Here is an 18,294-nt window from a genome sequence, read left to right as displayed (position 1 = left end):
GCCGGGGCTTTTTCATGGCCGCTTATCTGTCGATATTCGCTGCCATGATCGCGATGGCTTGCTGATAAACCGTCGCCGCGTTCCATTCCTTGATCACGCGGAAATTTGGTTGGCCCTCTTGATAGCCTTTGCCCCGTTTCCAGCCCTTCTTGCGCAGGAAATTTGCCGTGGTCGCCATCGCATCGGCCAGATTGTACAGATCCACGCGCCCGTCGCCCGAGGCATCGACCCCGTATTTATAGGCATTGCCGGGCAGGAATTGGGTATGGCCAAGTTCGCCGTGTTTGGCGCCAAGCGTCGCGCCGGTGATCGTGCCCTGATCCACCAGTTTCAGCGCGCCAATTGCGTGGGGCTTGAAGAAATCAGACCGGCGGCAGTCGTACGCCAATGTGGTAATCGCCGAGACGACTGGCGTGTCGCCCATGAAGCCGCCGAACCCGGTCTCCATCCCATGAATTGCCAGCAATACGCCCGCCGGCACGCCATAGCGTTTCTCGAGCGACTGATAGAATTGCGGGTTCTTCGCCAACCGCTTGCGCCCTTGCGCTTCGATCGTGGCCGCGCCCCTGATCTGCATGAACTTGGCAAGCGTGTAGCGGAAGGACTTCTGGTTGCGGTCGGCATTGATCGTGGTCTGTGAATAGCGTGCCGCCGCCAAGGCCTGCAGCCCACGCTTGCCAACCCCCGACCGCTGCGCCTGCTTGGCAAAGTCGGATTTCCACGCGTCAAACCCCGCGGAGGTGTTGCCGCATTTGGCGGCCATCGCCGCGCCCGAGGTCAGGCAAAGGAGGCCTCCAACAGCGATGAGTTTTTTCAGAAATGGCATGTCATAATCCCTGTCACACACACATCGGACGCGCAGCCATAGGCAAGCCGAGGGCGCCGATTGAACCTATTGCACGAAAGCGCGTTCGCTCTATCCGGGTCAAGCCTTTGTTCTTTCGCTTGGACGATCCCGGGCCTTTTTATCGCTGTCATCAGGGTGTTGGGCGGAAAGATTAACGCATTCAGAAACTTGACGGATGCAAATTCACCCGCAACACTCGGTCTGCGCGCGAAAACAAAAATAAGATACGTGCAGGGAGGAAAAATGTCTGACGCAACCACTTTGGAGGCCTCGTCGCCACCAAGTATTCAATCCATTTCCATTTCGGATGTGCTGTCAGCCTTCAAATCAGGATTTCAGGATTTCAAAGCCGCGCCAGCCTTCGGGCTGTTTTTCGCACTGTTTTTTGTGCTGGGCGGCATTGTTCTGTTTCTCGAATTCAAGGTGATGGATCAAAGCTATTGGATCATTCCAGTCGCCTTTGGCTTCCCGTTTCTAGCCCCGTTTCTGGCCGTCGGCCTGTACGAGGTCAGCCGCCGTCTGGAAACCGGCGCCCCGCTTGATTGGGCGCAAATCCTGGGTGTGGTGTTTAACCAAAAAGACCGGCAGTTCCCGTCCATCGCAATGGTTCTGATCATGGGCTTTCTGTTCTGGATCTTCGTGGCGCATATCGTGTTCATGCTGTTCATGGGGCTGCAGCCTATGACAAATATCACGTCGAACTGGCAGGATGCGCTGCTGAACACCAACGGGATCACCATGCTGGCTGTGGGCACCGTTGTTGGCGGCATCATGGCCTTTGTGGCCTTTGCCCTGACTGTGAGCAGCCTACCGATGCTCTTGGATCGCGAGATGGATTTCATCTCGGCCATGATCTATTCGTTCCAATCCGTGGTGCAGAACTTTGTTCCAATGGTTTTCTGGGGCGCTCTGGTCACGGTGTTGATGGTGCTGGCGATGGTACCACTGTTCTTTGGCCTGTTCATCGTGCTGCCCGTATTGGGTCACGCAACCTGGCATTTGTACAAGAAGGTCATGTCCTTCGAAGACTAACACAACACAGCCCTAGAATAGCAAAGGCCGCCCATCAGGCGGCCTTTTTTTGGAACAGTCCGGGATTTCCCAGGCTTAGGCTTTTTCAGCAGCTGCCGCAGGGGCAGGGGCAGCAGCAGGCTGAATCTTCTTCGCACCACCCGACAGCGGATCGTCCTGACGCTGTACCGAGCCTTCAAAATGCGCACCGCTTTCGATGGCGATGGTTTTGTGAATGATGTCACCCTCGACGCGTGCCGTGGCGGTCAGGCGGACTTTCAGGCCCCGCAGGCGGCCAACGATGCGGCCGTTGATCACAACGTCGTCGCCAACCACTTCGCCGCGTACGGTGGCGCCTTCGCCAACGGTCAGCTGGTGGGCGCGGATGTCACCTTCCACGGTGCCTTCAACGATGATGTCGCCGGTCGACTTGATGTCACCCTTGATGACAATGTCAGACGACAGGGTCGATGCGGGCGGCTTGGCTTTCGGGGCCGAAGACGGCACGGGCGGTGTCGATGCCTTGGGCGGGATCGCCGGCTTGTCAGCGGCAGGAGCCGCTGCGGGTTTGGTGTCCTTGTCGCCAGCCTTGGGGCCGGGCTCGTTGATCTTGCTTTTAGAAAACATCGCGTGCTGCCTTGATATAGATCATGGGGTTGATCGGACGTCCGCCCACGCGCACTTCATAGTGAAGATGCGGCCCGGTCGAGCGTCCGCTGTTTCCAATATCACCAATTCGATCCCCGCGCGAGACCCTTTGTCCTTTCTGCACATTCATGCGCGACAAATGGGCGTAACGGGTTTCGATGCCGAACTCGTGTTGGATCTTGATAAGCCGGCCATAGCCCGAAGACCAACCGGCGTGAATGACGACCCCATCCGCCGGTGCATAGACCGGGGTGCCGATGGGGGCGGCGAAATCTGTGCCATTGTGCATGCGGCCCCAGCGGGTGCCAAAGCCCGAGGTGAAGCGGAAGTTTGACTTCACAGGCATGCCAAAGGGCATTTTCTGGGCAGCGATACGATAGAGGTTCATACGATCCAGTTCACCCAGAATGCGGTTGGCGCGTTCGGTGTCAGGATCGGGGGCCCCGCCGCTGGTGGACAGGATCAGCGGGGTGAGCGGGCCGCCCTGACCGGAATAGCCTCGGCGGATCTGGCCCAGAATGTTGTCGACGGACATGCCGGACTTGGCAAACATTTTGTCCAGCGGTTCGAGCGAAATCGATACTGCATCTTCCAGCTGGCGGAAGATCTGGTCGTTAAGCTCTTCTTTAAGGCGCGCCTCGTACATCATGTCTTGGGCGAATTTCTCGGCCTCGGCGGCGCTGGCGGCGACCTTGTCGCGCTCGGCGGCGGTGCGGGCCAGTTCTTCCGTCATGAAGGTCAGCGTGGCGTTGCTGGCGACGGCGGTCGCGCCCGGGGCGGCATTGTCGGCGTTTTCACGTGCTTCTGCGAGCACCTGTTCCAAGCTACCCTTCGCTTGATCACGTTCGCCGATGGTGCGGCGCAGGGTCGACTGAATGACGCCGATTCCAGTTTCCAACTCGCGGCGGCGTTCTTCGGACGCCAGAAGCTCGCTTTGCATTTCCGAGATTTGCGACAGCGCCAGATTGAAGCGTTCTTGCGCCGCAATCGCTTCCGAGGTGCGGGCGTCGCGTTCTTCGGACAAGGTTTGCACGCGCTGTTCGTAAAGCTGTTTGTCCCGCTGTGCCTGATCGCGCAGGTTGCCCGACCCAATCGAATCCATCAGCAGAACAGCGGTGGCGATGATCGACCAGGCAAAGAAGGCGGCAGACCCGGTCCAACCGAGGGCTTGGGTCAGCGGCGACAGCCGGATGAATCGCGTGCCTTCCTCGGATCGCAGGAACAGGCGCTGCTCGGGAAAAACCCGCTCGAGCAGATGATTGGTCTTCGCGATCAGATGGTTATGCAATGCGCAATCCCCAGTGTCTTCCTTACGTCCCCTGTCCGCGGCGAATGGGTGCTCTTGAAGGCGAGCCGTCAGACCCGTGGTGCTTAGCGTGGTGCCTGCGTTCACGCAAGAAAATTTGGGAAATTCATCGGCTTGCCACGCTGAAACGGGCAATTTTCTGCCGATTTTAAGTAAACAGGGCAGGGAACTCCCGGTCTGGAAATCCTGCCCTGTCAGATTTGGCGCCAAGACGAGGGTTTTGGCTCTACTTACGCGGGATTTTGTGCGGGCTACCGCGGTGTCCCGCGCGGGCGGTCCGGCGTTTCCTCGGCCAGTGGCCAATAGAAGTCCGGTGGTAGGCCAGCTTCTGCCCGTTTCTCTTCATTGAAGGGCGGTTTGAGCGCCCCGTGGAAATAGGTGCGCACCAACTCGTGGAACGTCTCTTTCGGGTCCAGCTCGTGTCGCCCGCAAAGGAAATGGAACCATTTCGAGCCATAGGCCACGTGCCCGACCTCTTCGGCATAAATCACTTCGAGTGCGGCGACCGTGTCGTCCAACCCAGCCTTCTTGAAAATGTCGATCATGCCGGGGGTCACATCCAATCCGCGCGCTTCCAGCACCATGGGAACCACTGCCAAGCGACCCAGAATGTCTGTGGCCGTATCCTCGGCTGCCTTCCACATGCCCGCATGGGCGGCCAGCGCGCCATAGTGGCTGTCCAGCGCCTCAAGGCAATCGCTTACCAGATTGAAATGCTTGGCTTCTTCTTCAGCGGCTTTCACCCAGTCATCATAGAACCCCAAGGGCATCGGAGTATCAGTAAACCGCGCGATGATGTCCCAATGCAGGTCGACCGCGTTCAATTCGATATGCGCGACGGCATGGAGAAGCGCGATTTGACCTTGGCGCGATCCGGGGCGACGTCGCGGCACGTCGCGGGGATCTTTCAGCTCGGGCTTTTCGGGGCGCGCCGGGAAGTCCGGCGGCGTTGCGTCGCCAATCACCGCAGCCCGATCTTGCAGGGGAGAGGTGATCTGCCCGGCCTCGCGCGCGGCGAACCATTCCGCCGCATAGCGTCGCGCCAAGGCGGTCTTTTCGCGGCCATCTGCGGTGCGCAGCACCTCGTCCGCCATTTGCGCCAAGGGTTTGGAAAGACCCGTCATGCTTAACCTACCAGTTCGCGGGCGGCGTCCAGCACAGCTTGGGCGTGCTCTTTCACCTTCACCTTCTCCCACACCTGCGCGATGCGCCCATCTGCGCCGATCAGGAAGGTGGTGCGGGTGATGCCCATATAAGTGCGGCCATAGTTCTTTTTCTCGCCCCACGTGCCGTAGCGTTCGCAGACGTCGCCTTCGGCATCGGACAAAAGCGGAATGCCAAGCGCGTGTTTCGTGCGGAAGTTTTCGTGCTTCTTCAGGCTGTCTTTCGACACACCCAAGACATGCACGCCAAGTGCCTGAAACTCGGGCAGAAGGGCGGTGAAATCCAGCGCTTCGGTGGTGCAGCCGGGGGTGTTGTCCTTGGGATAGAAGAATAGAACCACGGGCGCGCCCGCGAGGTCAGACAGAGAAATGGGCGCGCCGCCATCCTGCGGAAGCGTGAAATCCGGCGCGATGTCGCCAACTGCGGGCATGGTCTGGGTCATGTTTCTAGCGTTCCTTCCGTTGAGCCGTTAGAGCCTTATCAGGTTCTGCGCCAGCACGAGGTGTTTTGCGGTGTTGCACCGGCCGAAGCGAGAAAAATCGGGTACTTACCCCTATTCAAGCCTTTCGCCGCCGCGTTGTTTTGGGCAGAATGATGGAAAATACAGGGGGCTGCAAGAGCCGGTCCGACAGGCAAAATGACCAGTGAAAAAACGCCAGAAGATGACCTGACTGGCGTGCCCCCGGAAGGTGGTGCGCCGAAGGCGGCGTCACAGGGGGCTGATACGCCCGAGGATCTGTCGGTTGAGCAGGCCGAGGCTGCGGTGCTGGCCGCCAGCGCGCGCAGGTTGCCGCTGCGTGGGTTGATTGAGCAGGCATTGTTGCACGTGCGGCGGCCGCTCGGAGCCAGAAACCTCGCCAAGCCTGCGCCCAAAGAGCCTGCCGTCGCCAAGAAAACGCACCAAGGCCTTCAGCCCTCGAAGGGCGACGCGCCAAAGGCGGCGCCGCTTGATGTCGTCCCGTCCCGTGTGGCCCCCGGGGAAAGCGCGGCGGCGCAGGTCTCAGCCCCGTCCGCATCGGACCGCAGGTCATCGCGCAAACTCAAACGCCGTATGGGCGTCTGGACGATCATGATGTTCGTGGCCGTGGCCCTGTTCTTGGCGCTGGTGTCCATGTCGGCCACGGGCCGGGTCATTGCGATGCCGGATTGGGTGGCGCGGACAGTTGAAGAGCGGTTGAACGACCAATCCAGTGCGGTGACCCTGTCGCTTGCGCGGATTGAGTTAGGGGTTTCCGGAAACGGTCGGCCCCGGTTGCGTTTGGTGGATCTGGGCGTGCGCGACGAGACGGGGTTAGAGATTGGGCGCCTGAATGCGGTCGAAGGCTCGGTTTTTGTCCTGCCCGTGCTGTCAGGCCGATTGGAGCCCGCAACGCTTGAGCTATCCGGGGCGCAAATCACGGTGCGGCGGCAAGCGGACGGTGCCTTTGCGCTTAGTTTCGGGCAGGGGGTCGGGGCAAGCGGCGACTTCGCAAGCCTTCTGGATGGCATTGATCAGGTCTTTGCAGACGGCGTGTTGTCCCACACGGATGAAATCCGCGCCGACTCTCTGACCATCACGCTGGAAGACGCACGCACTGGGCGGATCTGGCAGGTGACCGACGGGGCGTTGGTCATCACCCAAGATGCCGAGCATGTCAGCATGTCCGTGTCTTTCGACGTCTTCAATCAGACCGAAACACTGGCCGAGACCGTGCTGGAGTTCCGAAGCGCGAAGACTTCTTCGGCGGCTGAGTTTACCGCGCGGTTCAAGAACGCGCTGTCGGCAGATATCGCCGCGCAAACGCCGCTTCTCACCTTCCTTGGGGTCGTGGACGCACCGATCTCGGGCGAATTGTTGACGGTGGTGGATGACGAGGGGGCGATCTCGGATCTGGCGGGGTTCTTGGAGTTTGGCGCGGGTGCGATTTCCCCGAACGGGGGCGCCAAGCCCGCGCGATTCAACGGTGGCCGGGTCTACATCGACTATGACCCGGAACGCGAGCGCATGGACTTCTCGGAAATGTCGCTGTCGTCGGATTGGGTGCAAGCCAGCGCGGAAGGACACGCCTATCTGCGTGGCTGGACAGGCGGCTGGCCGACCGAGATGATCGGGCAGGTCCAACTGTCCGAGGCCAAGCTAAATCCGTCAGAGCTGTTCGAAGAGGCCGTGCTTGTGGGCCAAGGCGGGGCGGATTTCCGTCTGCGACTTGATCCGTTCGAGGTAGAGATCGGGCAGGCCTATGTCACCCATGAAGATCGCCACATTGCGGGATCAGGGCGGATCGCGGTCGATGGCGGGGCGTGGTCCTTGGGCTTTGATAGCCGGGCCGAGAAAGTCACCCCGGATCAGGTGGTCGCCTTGTGGCCCGAGGCGCGCAGTGCGCGGGTCAGGACATGGATCCGCGACAATGTCTCGGGCGGGCAGTTCCATGATGTCGCCATTGCGTGGCGCAAACGAGGCGACGCGCCCGCGCATCTGAACCTCTCGGCGTCCTATCAGGATATGTCGATCCGGGCGGTGAAAAACATGCAGCCCATCGAGTACGCGGATGGGCGTCTGGTGATCGAGGGCCGCCGCCTGTCCGTTGTGGCGGATCGGGGTGTTGTCCGCCCGCGCAGCCCAGATGGGCGTATTGCTGGGGTTCTGGATGTTAGCGGGACGACGTTTGTCATTCCGAAGATGGGTAAACCGCGCCCGGCAGATGCGGATCCCAACCTTCCCGTGCGCCCCGTTCCGGCCGAGGTCGATCTGTCCGTCTCGGGACCCGTGACGGCGGCGCTTCACCTTTTGAATTCGAAGCCGTTCCAAGTGTTCCGGACAAGCGATGGCAAGATGGGGCCGGACATGGCCACAGGGCGCGCGACGGTGCGCGGGCGGGTCGACGTTCAGATGCAGCCCCAGGCGCCCCGTAGTGCCATAACCTATGATTTGAGCGCTGATCTTCGAAATGTCGAAAGCACCAAGATCGTTCCGGGCCACGCGCTGAAACTGCCCAACGCGACGATGCGCTTTGATGAGGCCGGGTTAAGCCTTAGAGGGCAGGGCACCCTGTCAGGGCTGCCGTTATCTGGCCTTTGGGAGCTGCCGTTCGAGGCTGGTAAAGCTACGGGCCCCTCGACCGTTACGGGGCGTTTCCCTTTGAACACTCAGATGCTTGAGGTCTTCAAGGTCGGCCTGCCCGAGGGCACAGTGCGCGGTGAAGGGCGCGGCGACTACAAGATTGTTTTGAACAAGGATGCTCCGCCCCGGTTGACGCTTGAGGGCGACTTGAAAGGCGTGGCTTTGTCCATTCCGCCCCTAGGCTGGTCCAAGCCCAAAGAGGCAGATGGGCAGATCACACTAACCGCTGACCTTGGCGCGGTACCGCAAATTGATCAGCTGGCGCTTACGACATCAGGGCTTTCTGCTGCAGGGCGGATCAACCTGCATCCGGAAGGTGGGTTTGACACGGCCGTCTTTGACCGGGTCAAGCTGGGCGGATGGCTGGATGCTCAGGTGACGCTGACCGGGCGCGGCGACGGGGTGCCGGTTGCCGTGACCGTCAATGGCGGCACGATTGACCTGCGCGGCGCAACGGTGGGCGCGAACCGGGGAAGCGGCGGATCCCAAGGCGACACCCCTATCAATCTGAAGCTGGACCGACTGACGATCGCGGAAGGTATTGTGCTGACGCCGTTTGAAGCCGAACTAACCAGCGGGGCCACCGGCCTGTCAGGGCGGTTCGAGGGGCGTGTCTCGGGTAAGCCGGTTATTCGGGGTGTTACGGCCCCCCAACCAAACGGCACAGCATTCCGTATCAAGGCGCGCAATGCAGGGCGGGTCATGCGCGAAGCGGGCCTGTTCAAATCCGCAAAAGGCGGCAAGATGGAGCTGATCCTGACGCCCGCTGGTGGGAAGGGCGTTTACGAAGGTAGCCTGACCATCACCGACAATATCGACGTCCACGACGCGCCTGCCATGGCCGAGCTTCTGTCCGCGATCTCGGTGATCGGATTGTTGCAGCAATTGGGGGGGCAGGGCATCCCGTTCACCGATGTAAACGCGCGCTTCCGTCTGGATCCCGAGAAGGTGACGATCTACGAAAGCTCGGCCTCGGGGCATTCGATGGGGATTTCGATGGATGGCTATTATTATCTCGGCTCCGAGCGGATGCAGATGCAAGGGGTGATTTCGCCCTTCTATGCGGTGAACTCGGCCGGGCGTATTTTTGCCCGCAAGGGGGAAGGGCTTGTCGGGTTCAATTATCAACTGGGTGGCACGGCGTCCGCGCCCGACGTCTCGGTCAATCCGCTGTCGGTGTTCACACCGGGCTTTTTCCGTGACATTTTCCGCCGTGACCCGCCACCGCGTCCCGAATGATTGACCTTTGCGCGGATCAGACCTATGTGCGCGGCCATGAAACTGAGTGATTTTGACTTTGAACTGCCGGAAGAGCTGATCGCGACACGCCCCGTGCGTCCGCGCACCGCGAGCCGCCTGTTGGTGGCGACACCGGACAGCCTAACCGACGCCCATGTGGGTGACCTGACCGAGTGGTTGCGCCCGGGGGATCGGTTGATCCTGAACGACACCAAGGTGATCCCGGGCCGTCTGTTCGGCACACGCACCCGTCCGGGGCAAGCGCCCGGCGAAGGCGTTGCCAATATCGAAGTCACGCTTCTGTCGCCGGATGGGCAGGGTCAATGGCACGCCATGGCGAAGCCACTGCGAAAGTTGAAAGAGGGCGACGTGATCGCGTTCTCGGACGCGCTGAGCGCCGAGTTCTTGGGGCGCGACGACGATCAGGCTGTACTGCGATTCAATCTAGAAGGTGACGCGTTTGACGTGGCGATTGCCGAGGCAGGCAAGATGCCCTTGCCGCCCTATATTGCCGCCAAACGCGCGGCGGACGAGCAAGACAATGAAGACTACCAGACCGTCTTTGCCCGCAACACCGGAGCCGTCGCTGCGCCCACGGCGTCGCTGCATTTTGATGAGGATTTGCTGACGAAGATCGAAGCGATGGGCGTGGGGCTTACCCATGTTACGCTTCATGTGGGGGCAGGCACTTTCCTGCCGGTGAAGGTCGATGACGTCTCGAAACACAAGATGCACGCCGAATGGGGCGAGGTCAGCCAAAACGCGGCAGACGAAATCAACGCGACCCTTGTGGCAGGTGGGCGCGTGATTCCGGTTGGCACCACCGCGTTGCGCCTGATCGAAAGCGCAGCGGTGAAGAAGGGGCAGATCGCGCTTTGGACCGGCGAGACCGATATTTTCATTACCCCGGGCTTCGATTTCTCAATCGCCGCCGGGCTGATGACCAACTTCCACCTGCCGAAATCGACGCTGATGATGCTGGTGTCTGCGATGATGGGGACCGAGCGGATGCGCGATGTGTATGCCCATGCGATCGCTGAGAAATACCGCTTCTTTTCTTACGGCGACAGCTCGCTTCTGCTGCCCAAGGGGGCGTAGAGGCCGGAACGCGACCCCGTAAGGTCGCGAAAAAGCGTTTTCCGGACAGCGCCTTCGGCTACACTGAACCTCTCGGACTGGCGGAGGGTTTCATGCTTCAGGTTCTGGCAAGCTCTTGGGCGCTGTTGTTGGGCGTCATGCTTTTGATGGTTGGCAACGGTGTGCAGGGCACGCTGTTGGGTATTCGTGGTGGGCTTGAGGGCTTTTCAACCTTCGAGCTGTCGCTTGTCATGTCCGGTTATTTTGCTGGCTTCCTGTTCGGATCGCGCATGGCGCCGACCATGATCCGCCGTGTCGGCCATGTTCGGGTCTTCGCGGCGCTGGGATCCTTCATCTCGGCCGTTCTGATCCTGTACCCGGCAATGAACGATCCGATTGCCTGGACGCTTCTACGCGTCGTGGTCGGGTTCTGCTTCTCGGGCGTGTATGTCACCGCCGAAAGCTGGCTAAACAACGCGGCTGATAACGCGAACCGCGGCAAAGCCCTGTCGCTTTATATGTTTGTGCAGATGGTCGGGATTATCGCGGCGCAAGGCCTGTTGGTACTTGGGGATCCGCAGGATTTCATCCTGTTCATCATTCCCTCGGTGCTGGTGTCGATTGCCTTCGCGCCGATCCTTTTGTCCGTGAACCCAACGCCGGCCTTTGAAACCACCAAAGGTCTTAGCCTGCGCGAGCTTTACACGATCTCTCCGCTGGGCTGTGTGGGTTTCTTCATTCTTGGCGGCGTGTTCGCGGCGCAGTTCGGCATGGCCTCGGTCTTTGGGCAGCAAGCTGGGCTGAGCGTCGCGCAGATCTCGGGCTTTGTGTCGACCTTCTATATAGGCGGGCTGGTGCTGCAGTATCCAATCGGCTGGATCTCGGATCGGATGGATCGCCGTTTCCTGATCCTCATCGTCACGGCAGTGGCCGCCGGGGCAGGGTTCCTACCGGTGTTTTTGTCGTCAAACTACACCGTACTTCTGGCTGCGGCTTTCCTGATGGGCGGTATGACCAACCCGCTTTACGCGCTGCTTCTGGCTTATGTGAACGACTTCCTAGAGCCCGACGATATGCCGGCCGCCTCGGCCGGTCTGATCTTCATCAACGGGATTGGCGCCATCGCAGGCCCGATCATCTCGGGTTGGGTGATGGGAGTCGTGGGGCCCAGCGGCTTCTGGTCTTATATGGCCGTCCTGCTTCTGGCGCTTCTGGCTTATGGCCTGTGGCGCTCGACCCAGCGGTCGGCACCTGCGCCGGAAGATACCGGTGCATTCGTGACCATGGCGCCTGCTGCCTCCCCCGTGGCAGTCGACATGGCGCAGGAATTCTGGGCGGAAGAGGCAGAAGCAAGCGACGAAGACGAGAGCTGATCGCAGGGCTTGCAGAGTTCTCCCGGCCCGTTAGGGTTAACAGTACGGGAGGACTGCATGGCCACTGCACAGAACATCATTCGTTTCTGGGTCGACGATACCGGGCCCGAGGGCTGGTATAACGGCACGGAAGAACTGGATAACGCCATCCGCGACAGATTCCTGCCCAGTTGGGAGGCTGCGCGCACCGGGGCGCTGGACCACTGGCAAGACACAGCTGAGGGCGCGTTGGGCTTTCTGATCCTGACCGACCAGTTCCCGCGGAATATGTTTCGCGGCGATGCGCGGTCCTTTGCGACGGACGCAGTAGCGCTTTCATGCGCCGAGCGCGCAATCGATAATGGGCTTGATTTGCAGATCGATCTGCCGACCCGACAATTCTTTTATATGCCCTTCATGCACAGCGAAGAGATGGCAATGCAGGAGCGTTGCATCGAATTGATGCAAGACCGCATGTCTGATCCGCGCGGCGAGGGGGATACGCTTCACGCCCGTGTGCATCGCGAGATCATTCACCGTTTTGGCCGTTTTCCCTATCGAAATCAGGCGCTTGGGCGTGTCAGTAGCGCCGAGGAGGATGAATTTATCCGCGATGGCGGCTATGGCCATATCTTGCACGAGCTACAAGATGAACAAGAATAGACGCGCATTTCCCGGGTTTCGCTGAGCGAATAGCAGGGTTTCGCTGAGGTAATTGATCCGTTGAACGAAATAGTTTAATGCCAAACTATCTTGAAAAAGGAGGAGCCACCGATGGCAGGACAGAGTTATGATACGATCGTGATCGGCGCAGGGCCGGGCGGTTATGTTGCAGCCATTCGGGCCGCTCAACTAGGCCAGAAGGTGGCCATCATCGAACGCGAGCATCTGGGCGGTATCTGCCTGAACTGGGGCTGTATCCCCACCAAAGCGCTTCTGCGCTCGGCCGAAGTTTTCCACCTGATGCACCGCGCCAAGGAATTTGGCCTGTCCGCTGGCAACATCGATTATGATCTGCCCGCCATCGTGAAGCGCTCGCGCGGCGTGGCGGCGCAGCTGTCGGGCGGCATTGGCCACCTGATGAAGAAGAATAAAGTCACCGTGGTGATGGGCGAGGCAACGATCCCCGCCAAGGGCAAGGTCTCGGTCAAGACCGAGAAAGGCACCGAAGAGCTGACCGCCAAGAACATCGTTCTGGCTACCGGCGCCCGTGCCCGCGAACTGCCCGGGCTGGAAGCTGACGGCGATCTGGTCTGGACCTACAAGCACGCTTTGAACCCGCCGCGCATGCCGAAGAAGCTTCTGGTCATCGGTTCCGGTGCAATCGGGATCGAATTTGCAAGCTTCTTCAACACCTTGGGCGCAGACACCACCGTGGTCGAAGTGATGGACCGCGTGCTGCCTGTGGAAGACGCCGAGATCTCGGCCTTCGCCAAGAAGTCCTTCGTCAAGCAAGGCATGAAGATCATGGAGAAAGCCATGGTCAAGCAGCTGGACCGCGCCAAAGGCAAAGTCACCGCCCATATCGAAGTTGGCGGCAAGGTCGAGAAGCAAGAGTTCGACACCGTCATTTCCGCCGTTGGCATCGTCGGCAATGTGGAAGGTCTGGGTCTGGAAGCGCTCGGCGTGAAGATCGACCGCACCCACGTTGTGACCGACGCGCATTGCCGGACTGGCGTGGATGGTCTTTATGCGATCGGTGACATCGCCGGTGCGCCGTGGCTTGCCCACAAAGCCAGCCATGAAGGCGTGATGGTGGCCGAGCTGATCGCCGGTCTGCACGCTCACCCGGTGAAACCGGAAAGCATTCCGGGCTGTACCTATTGTCACCCGCAGGTCGCCTCGGTCGGCCTGTCGGAAGCCAAGGCGAAAGAGCAGGGTTATGACATCAAGGTCGGTCGCTTCCCGTTCATCGGCAACGGTAAGGCCATTGCCATGGGCGACCCTGAGGGCATGATCAAAACCGTGTTCGACGCGAAAACCGGCGAGCTGCTGGGCGCCCATATGGTTGGCCCGGAAGTGACCGAGATGATCCAGGGATACGTGGTCGGCAAGACGCTGGAAACCACCGAGGAAGAGTTGATGCATACGGTCTTCCCGCACCCGACAATCTCGGAAAGCATGCACGAGGCTGTGTTGGACGCTTACGACCGTGTCATCCACATGTAAGCTGCTGTGAATTAATAAGAAAAGGCCGGGTCAATCGCCCGGCCTTTTTTTGCATTTTCCGATGGATCACGCCGCGACTTCAAGCCCGGCAAGTGCGTCCAGAATGCGACTCCAGCCTCCGTTATGATCGTCGCGGCTTTGCTCAGTTGGAAAGCGAACATGGCGCAGGGTCAGGTCGGTGCCGCCGTCTTTCGGCGCGAAGTCGAGCGTGACGACCGAATCCTCTTGGCTGTTTTGTGAGACCCACGTGAAAGCCAGTTGGTTGGGGCGGTCGATCACGCGATACGCGCCCGTATGGGGCAGGTCGCCTGCCTCGGGCACACGCATCATGATCAGGAATTGACCGCCCACCTTCGGGTCGACCTTGGCTTCGGGAATGGTCACGCCCGGGCCGGGCACCATGAATTTCGCCAACATATTCGGGTCCAGCCAAGCGTCAAAAACGCGCTCGGGTGGGTGCGGGATGTGGCGGGTGATTTCAAGGGAAAGCTCAGTCATTGTCGTCCTCCTTCAGGGCAGCTTCAAGGGCGTCCAGGCGCAGCGCCCAGATCGACCGGAGTTCGTTAAACCATTGATCGACAAGTGAAAGTGGGCCCATCTGAACCTCGATCAGATGTTCGCGCCATTCGGTGCGGCGCGTCACCAGCCCTGCGGCTTCCAGCACTTTGATGTGCTTCGAGACCGCGTTCAGACTGATGTCAAAACGCGCGGCGATATCCGTAATCCGAAGCGGTCCTTCCTGTGCGAGCAGTGTCAGGATGGATCGGCGTTTAGGGTCTGATGTCGCCTTCAAAACCGTGGACAGATGGTCCGTATCATTTCGTTCAACCATATGGATGAATAACATGGTGCGACTGGTCAGTCAACCATTGGGGTGAATGAGTGCTGGGCAAAGAAAAACCGCGCTTGGCAAAACCAGCGCGGTTCTCATTTCGTTAAAGGGAAGGGTGTCTTAGCGGGTGATTTCTCCACCGGCTTGATGCCAGTGACCCAAGCCCCCGATGTTATATACCTCGTCAAAGCCCAGACGTTTCAACACCTGCGCGCCTTGCGCTGAACGTGCTCCGGATGCGCAGTACAGCGCCACGGGTTTCGAGGTGTCGATGTCTTTGTTGAAGTCCGGCCCTTTCGGGTCGCACTGAAACGGCATCACGGACAGGGGCACCACCACGGCGCCCTTGGCTTTGCCGGTCATCTGCACTTCGCCATGGTCGCGTACGTCGATCAGGTTGATCTCGCCTGCAAGGACTTTCGCGACCGCCTCGCGGGGATCCATTTTCGCCCCGCCCATCATGAAACCAAACATGTCATGCTCCTATTTCGCTTGCGCGTCTTGAGAAGGGATATAGAGGACAGCGCGCGCAGATCAACTCTTTCACGGATTAAATATTCAATAATATGAATGTTAAGTCAATCCCGTCAGTGGCTGTCAGCTTGTTCCTGTAATGTTCTAACTTTTCGATTGTCTCGCCGCGGCCTTTGCCCTAACCGTTAGGGAAGTGTGAATTGGGGGTCAGAATGGCCGAGTTGAAAGAAATCCAGGTCCGCGGCGCGCGCGAGCATAATCTGAAGTCGATTGACGTGGATATCCCGCGCGACAAGCTGGTGGTGATCACCGGTCTTTCGGGCTCGGGCAAGTCGTCCTTGGCGTTTGACACGATCTATGCGGAAGGGCAGCGGCGTTACGTGGAAAGCCTCTCGGCCTATGCGCGCCAGTTCCTTGATATGATGGAGAAACCCGATGTGGATCACATCGCGGGTCTGTCTCCGGCCATTTCGATTGAACAGAAAACCACGTCCAAAAACCCGCGTTCGACCGTTGGTACGGTGACTGAGATCTACGACTATTTGCGCTTGCTGTTTGCGCGCGCAGGGACGCCGTATTCGCCGGCTACTGGTCTGCCCATTGAAGCGCAGCAGGTGCAGGATATGGTGGACCGCGTGATGCAGATGGAAGAGGGCACACGCGCCTATCTGCTCGCCCCTATCGTGCGCGACCGGAAGGGCGAATATCGCAAGGAATTTCAAGAGCTTCAGAAGAAGGGCTTCCAGCGCGTCAAAGTGAATGGCGAGATGTATGAGCTGGACCAGCCGCCGACGCTCGATAAAAAATACCGCCACAATATCGACGTCGTCGTAGACCGTGTGGTGGTGCGCGAAGGGATGGAGCAACGTCTGGCCGATAGTTTCCGCACCGCGCTGGATCTGGCGGATGGGATTGCCCATTTCGAGACCGCTCCGCGTGAAGGCGACCCTGAGGTCATCACCTTCTCGGAAAACTTCGCCTGCCCGGAAAGCGGTTTCACCATTCCCGAGATCGAGCCACGCCTGTTTTCCTTCAACGCCCCCTTCGGGGCCTGTCCGGAGTGCGACGGGCTGGGCAAAGAGTTGTTCTTTGATGAACGGCTCGTGGTGCCGGACGCGACACTGAAAGTCTATGACGGGGCGCTTGCCCCGTGGCGCAAAGGCAAGTCGCCCTATTTCCTGCAAACGATTGAATCGATTGCGAAACATTACGAGTTCGACAAGAACACGCCGTGGAAAGACCTGCCTGCCCATGTGCAGCAGGTGTTCCTCTATGGCTCGGGTGAAGAAGAGATCAAGTTCCGGTTCGACGAGGGTGGTCGCGTTTACGAGGTCACGCGCAGTTTCGAAGGCGTTATCCCCAATATGGAGCGCCGCTATCGCGAGACAGATTCGAACTGGATCCGCGAGGAGTTCGAACGCTATCAGAACAACCGCCCATGTGGCGCCTGTGGTGGCTATCGCCTGCGGGACGAGGCATTGGCGGTGAAAATCGGCTCGGGTGACAAGCTGCTCCATGTGGGGCAGGTGGTCGAGATGTCGATCCGCGAGGCCTTGGCCTGGGTCGAAGACGCCCCGAACCATCTAAGCGCCCAGAAGAACGAGATCGCACGTGCGATCCTGAAGGAAATCCGCGAACGTCTGGGGTTCCTGAACAATGTGGGTCTGGAGTATCTGACGCTCAGCCGCAATTCGGGCACGCTGTCGGGCGGCGAAAGCCAACGGATCCGCTTGGCCAGCCAGATCGGCTCGGGCCTGACGGGCGTGCTTTATGTGTTGGACGAGCCGTCCATTGGATTGCACCAACGCGACAATGACCGACTGCTGACTACGCTGAAAAACCTGCGCGATCAGGGCAATACGGTGATCGTGGTGGAGCATGACGAGGAAGCGATCCGCGAGGCAGATTTTGTTTTGGATATCGGTCCTGGCGCCGGGGTGCATGGGGGCGAAATCATTGCCCAAGGCACGCCCGCGGATATTGCCGAGAATGAGAATTCGATTACGGGTCAGTATCTTACGGGCGTACGCGAGATTGCCGTGCCGAAGACGCGGCGAAAGGGGAATGGCAAGAAGATCACCGTGAAGAAGGCCACGGGGAACAACCTGAAGAACGTGACCGCCGACTTCCCGCTGGGCAAATTTGTCTGCGTGACCGGCGTGTCAGGCGGCGGCAAATCCACGCTAACCATCGAGACGCTGTTCAAAACCGCCTCGATGCGCTTGAACGGGGCGCGCCAGACGCCCGCGCCCTGTGAGACCATCAAGGGGCTGGAGCATCTGGACAAGGTGATCGACATCGACCAGCGCCCCATTGGGCGTACGCCGCGCTCGAACCCCGCGACCTATACCGGTGCCTTCACGCCTATTCGTGAGTGGTTCGCCGGGCTGCCCGAGGCCAAGACCCGCGGCTACAAGCCGGGCCGGTTCAGCTTCAACGTGAAGGGTGGGCGGTGCGAGGCCTGTCAGGGCGACGGTGTCATCAAGATCGAAATGCACTTCCTGCCCGACGTCTATGTCACCTGCGAGACCTGTCAGGGCAAACGCTATAACCGCGAAACGCTTGAAGTTACCTTCAAGGGCAAGTCCATCGCCGATGTTCTGGATATGACTGTCGAGGACGCGCAGGAGTTCTTCCAGGCGGTGCCCTCGATCCGAGACAAGATGGATGCGCTGATGCGTGTGGGGTTGGGCTATATCAAGGTGGGCCAGCAGGCGACGACCTTGTCAGGGGGCGAAGCGCAGCGCGTGAAGCTGTCCAAAGAGCTGTCGAAACGCTCGACCGGACGGACGCTCTATATCCTCGACGAGCCCACCACCGGCCTGCATTTCGAGGACGTGCGCAAACTGCTTGAGGTGCTGCATGAGCTGGTGGATCAGGGCAACACGGTCGTGGTGATCGAACACAATCTGGACGTCGTGAAAACAGCGGACCACATCATCGATATCGGTCCAGAAGGCGGTGATGGCGGGGGTACGGTGGTGGCCAAAGGCACGCCCGAGCAAGTGGCGAAGGTCGCCGAAAGTCACACCGGGCACTATCTGAAGGATATGCTGTAAGGGGCTGAGGGTTTCT

At 59.7% G+C, this 18,294-nt stretch carries 15 protein-coding genes; 7 read left to right on the top strand and 8 right to left on the bottom strand.

Annotated elements, in window-relative coordinates; all coding sequences use genetic code 11:
* Positions 1-22: 22 nt before the first annotated feature.
* The gene (locus tag EOL43_RS11860) at positions 23-826 is read right to left on the bottom strand and encodes a lytic murein transglycosylase (RefSeq protein WP_133488792.1); all 804 of its coding nucleotides are present in this window, start codon (positions 824-826) and stop codon (positions 23-25) included.
* A 264-nt stretch (positions 827-1,090) separates the two neighbouring features.
* Here EOL43_RS11860 and EOL43_RS11855 point away from each other — a divergent pair, with 264 nt between their 5' ends.
* On the top strand, positions 1,091-1,879 hold the full coding sequence (locus EOL43_RS11855; protein ID WP_133488790.1) for a DUF2189 domain-containing protein: 789 nt from the start codon (positions 1,091-1,093) through the stop codon (positions 1,877-1,879).
* A 75-nt stretch (positions 1,880-1,954) separates the two neighbouring features.
* Here the strand turns inward: EOL43_RS11855 and EOL43_RS11850 are convergent, their stop codons facing one another.
* From EOL43_RS11850 to bcp, 4 genes are all read right to left on the bottom strand, one after another.
* A complete protein-coding gene (locus EOL43_RS11850) occupies positions 1,955-2,485 on the bottom strand; it encodes a bactofilin family protein (protein WP_133488788.1) in 531 nt (176 codons plus the stop codon).
* A complete protein-coding gene (locus EOL43_RS11845; protein ID WP_133488885.1) occupies positions 2,475-3,794 on the bottom strand; it encodes a M23 family metallopeptidase in 1,320 nt (439 codons plus the stop codon). Before EOL43_RS11845 ends, EOL43_RS11850 begins: the two co-directional genes overlap by 11 nt.
* A gap of 269 nt (positions 3,795-4,063) precedes the next feature.
* Positions 4,064-4,936, bottom strand: coding sequence for a ferritin-like domain-containing protein (locus EOL43_RS11840; protein WP_240686542.1), 873 nt, complete (start codon positions 4,934-4,936; stop codon positions 4,064-4,066).
* Positions 4,937-4,938: 2 nt separating this feature from the next.
* Positions 4,939-5,418, bottom strand: coding sequence for a thioredoxin-dependent thiol peroxidase (bcp, locus tag EOL43_RS11835; protein WP_240686541.1), 480 nt, complete (start codon positions 5,416-5,418; stop codon positions 4,939-4,941).
* A gap of 195 nt (positions 5,419-5,613) precedes the next feature.
* Here bcp and EOL43_RS11830 point away from each other — a divergent pair, with 195 nt between their 5' ends.
* From EOL43_RS11830 to lpdA, 5 genes are all read left to right on the top strand, one after another.
* Complete coding sequence (locus EOL43_RS11830) at positions 5,614-9,315, top strand: AsmA-like C-terminal region-containing protein (RefSeq protein WP_133488786.1); 3,702 nt, start codon at positions 5,614-5,616, stop codon at positions 9,313-9,315.
* A 36-nt stretch (positions 9,316-9,351) separates the two neighbouring features.
* On the top strand, positions 9,352-10,413 hold the full coding sequence (gene queA, locus EOL43_RS11825) for a tRNA preQ1(34) S-adenosylmethionine ribosyltransferase-isomerase QueA (protein WP_133488784.1): 1,062 nt from the start codon (positions 9,352-9,354) through the stop codon (positions 10,411-10,413).
* A gap of 92 nt (positions 10,414-10,505) precedes the next feature.
* The gene (locus EOL43_RS11820) at positions 10,506-11,765 is read left to right on the top strand and encodes an MFS transporter (protein WP_133488783.1); all 1,260 of its coding nucleotides are present in this window, start codon (positions 10,506-10,508) and stop codon (positions 11,763-11,765) included.
* Between the two features lie 57 nt (positions 11,766-11,822).
* On the top strand, positions 11,823-12,407 hold the full coding sequence (locus EOL43_RS11815) for a DUF924 family protein (RefSeq protein WP_133488781.1): 585 nt from the start codon (positions 11,823-11,825) through the stop codon (positions 12,405-12,407).
* A gap of 111 nt (positions 12,408-12,518) precedes the next feature.
* Entirely contained in the window at positions 12,519-13,913 is a 1,395-nt protein-coding gene (lpdA, locus tag EOL43_RS11810; RefSeq protein ID WP_133488779.1) for a dihydrolipoyl dehydrogenase, read from the top strand.
* A 66-nt stretch (positions 13,914-13,979) separates the two neighbouring features.
* On the opposite strand, the gene EOL43_RS11805 is transcribed toward lpdA, so the two are convergent.
* From EOL43_RS11805 to EOL43_RS11795, 3 genes are all read right to left on the bottom strand, one after another.
* Positions 13,980-14,411, bottom strand: coding sequence for an SRPBCC family protein (locus tag EOL43_RS11805; protein ID WP_133488777.1), 432 nt, complete (start codon positions 14,409-14,411; stop codon positions 13,980-13,982).
* Entirely contained in the window at positions 14,404-14,745 is a 342-nt protein-coding gene (locus EOL43_RS11800) for an ArsR/SmtB family transcription factor (RefSeq protein ID WP_133488775.1), read from the bottom strand. Before EOL43_RS11800 ends, EOL43_RS11805 begins: the two co-directional genes overlap by 8 nt.
* Positions 14,746-14,865: 120 nt before the next feature.
* Positions 14,866-15,219, bottom strand: a complete 354-nt coding sequence (locus EOL43_RS11795; protein ID WP_133488773.1) for a rhodanese-like domain-containing protein — start codon at positions 15,217-15,219, stop codon at positions 14,866-14,868.
* A gap of 212 nt (positions 15,220-15,431) precedes the next feature.
* Between EOL43_RS11795 and uvrA the strand changes: the two genes are divergently transcribed.
* Complete coding sequence (gene uvrA, locus EOL43_RS11790) at positions 15,432-18,278, top strand: excinuclease ABC subunit UvrA (protein WP_133488771.1); 2,847 nt, start codon at positions 15,432-15,434, stop codon at positions 18,276-18,278.
* Positions 18,279-18,294 lie beyond the last annotated feature (16 nt).

Origin of the sequence: Aliiroseovarius marinus, from assembly GCF_004360145.1 — a bacterium.
GTDB lineage: Bacteria > Pseudomonadota > Alphaproteobacteria > Rhodobacterales > Rhodobacteraceae > Aliiroseovarius > Aliiroseovarius marinus.
This window is presented reverse-complemented; position numbering and strand designations above follow the sequence as displayed.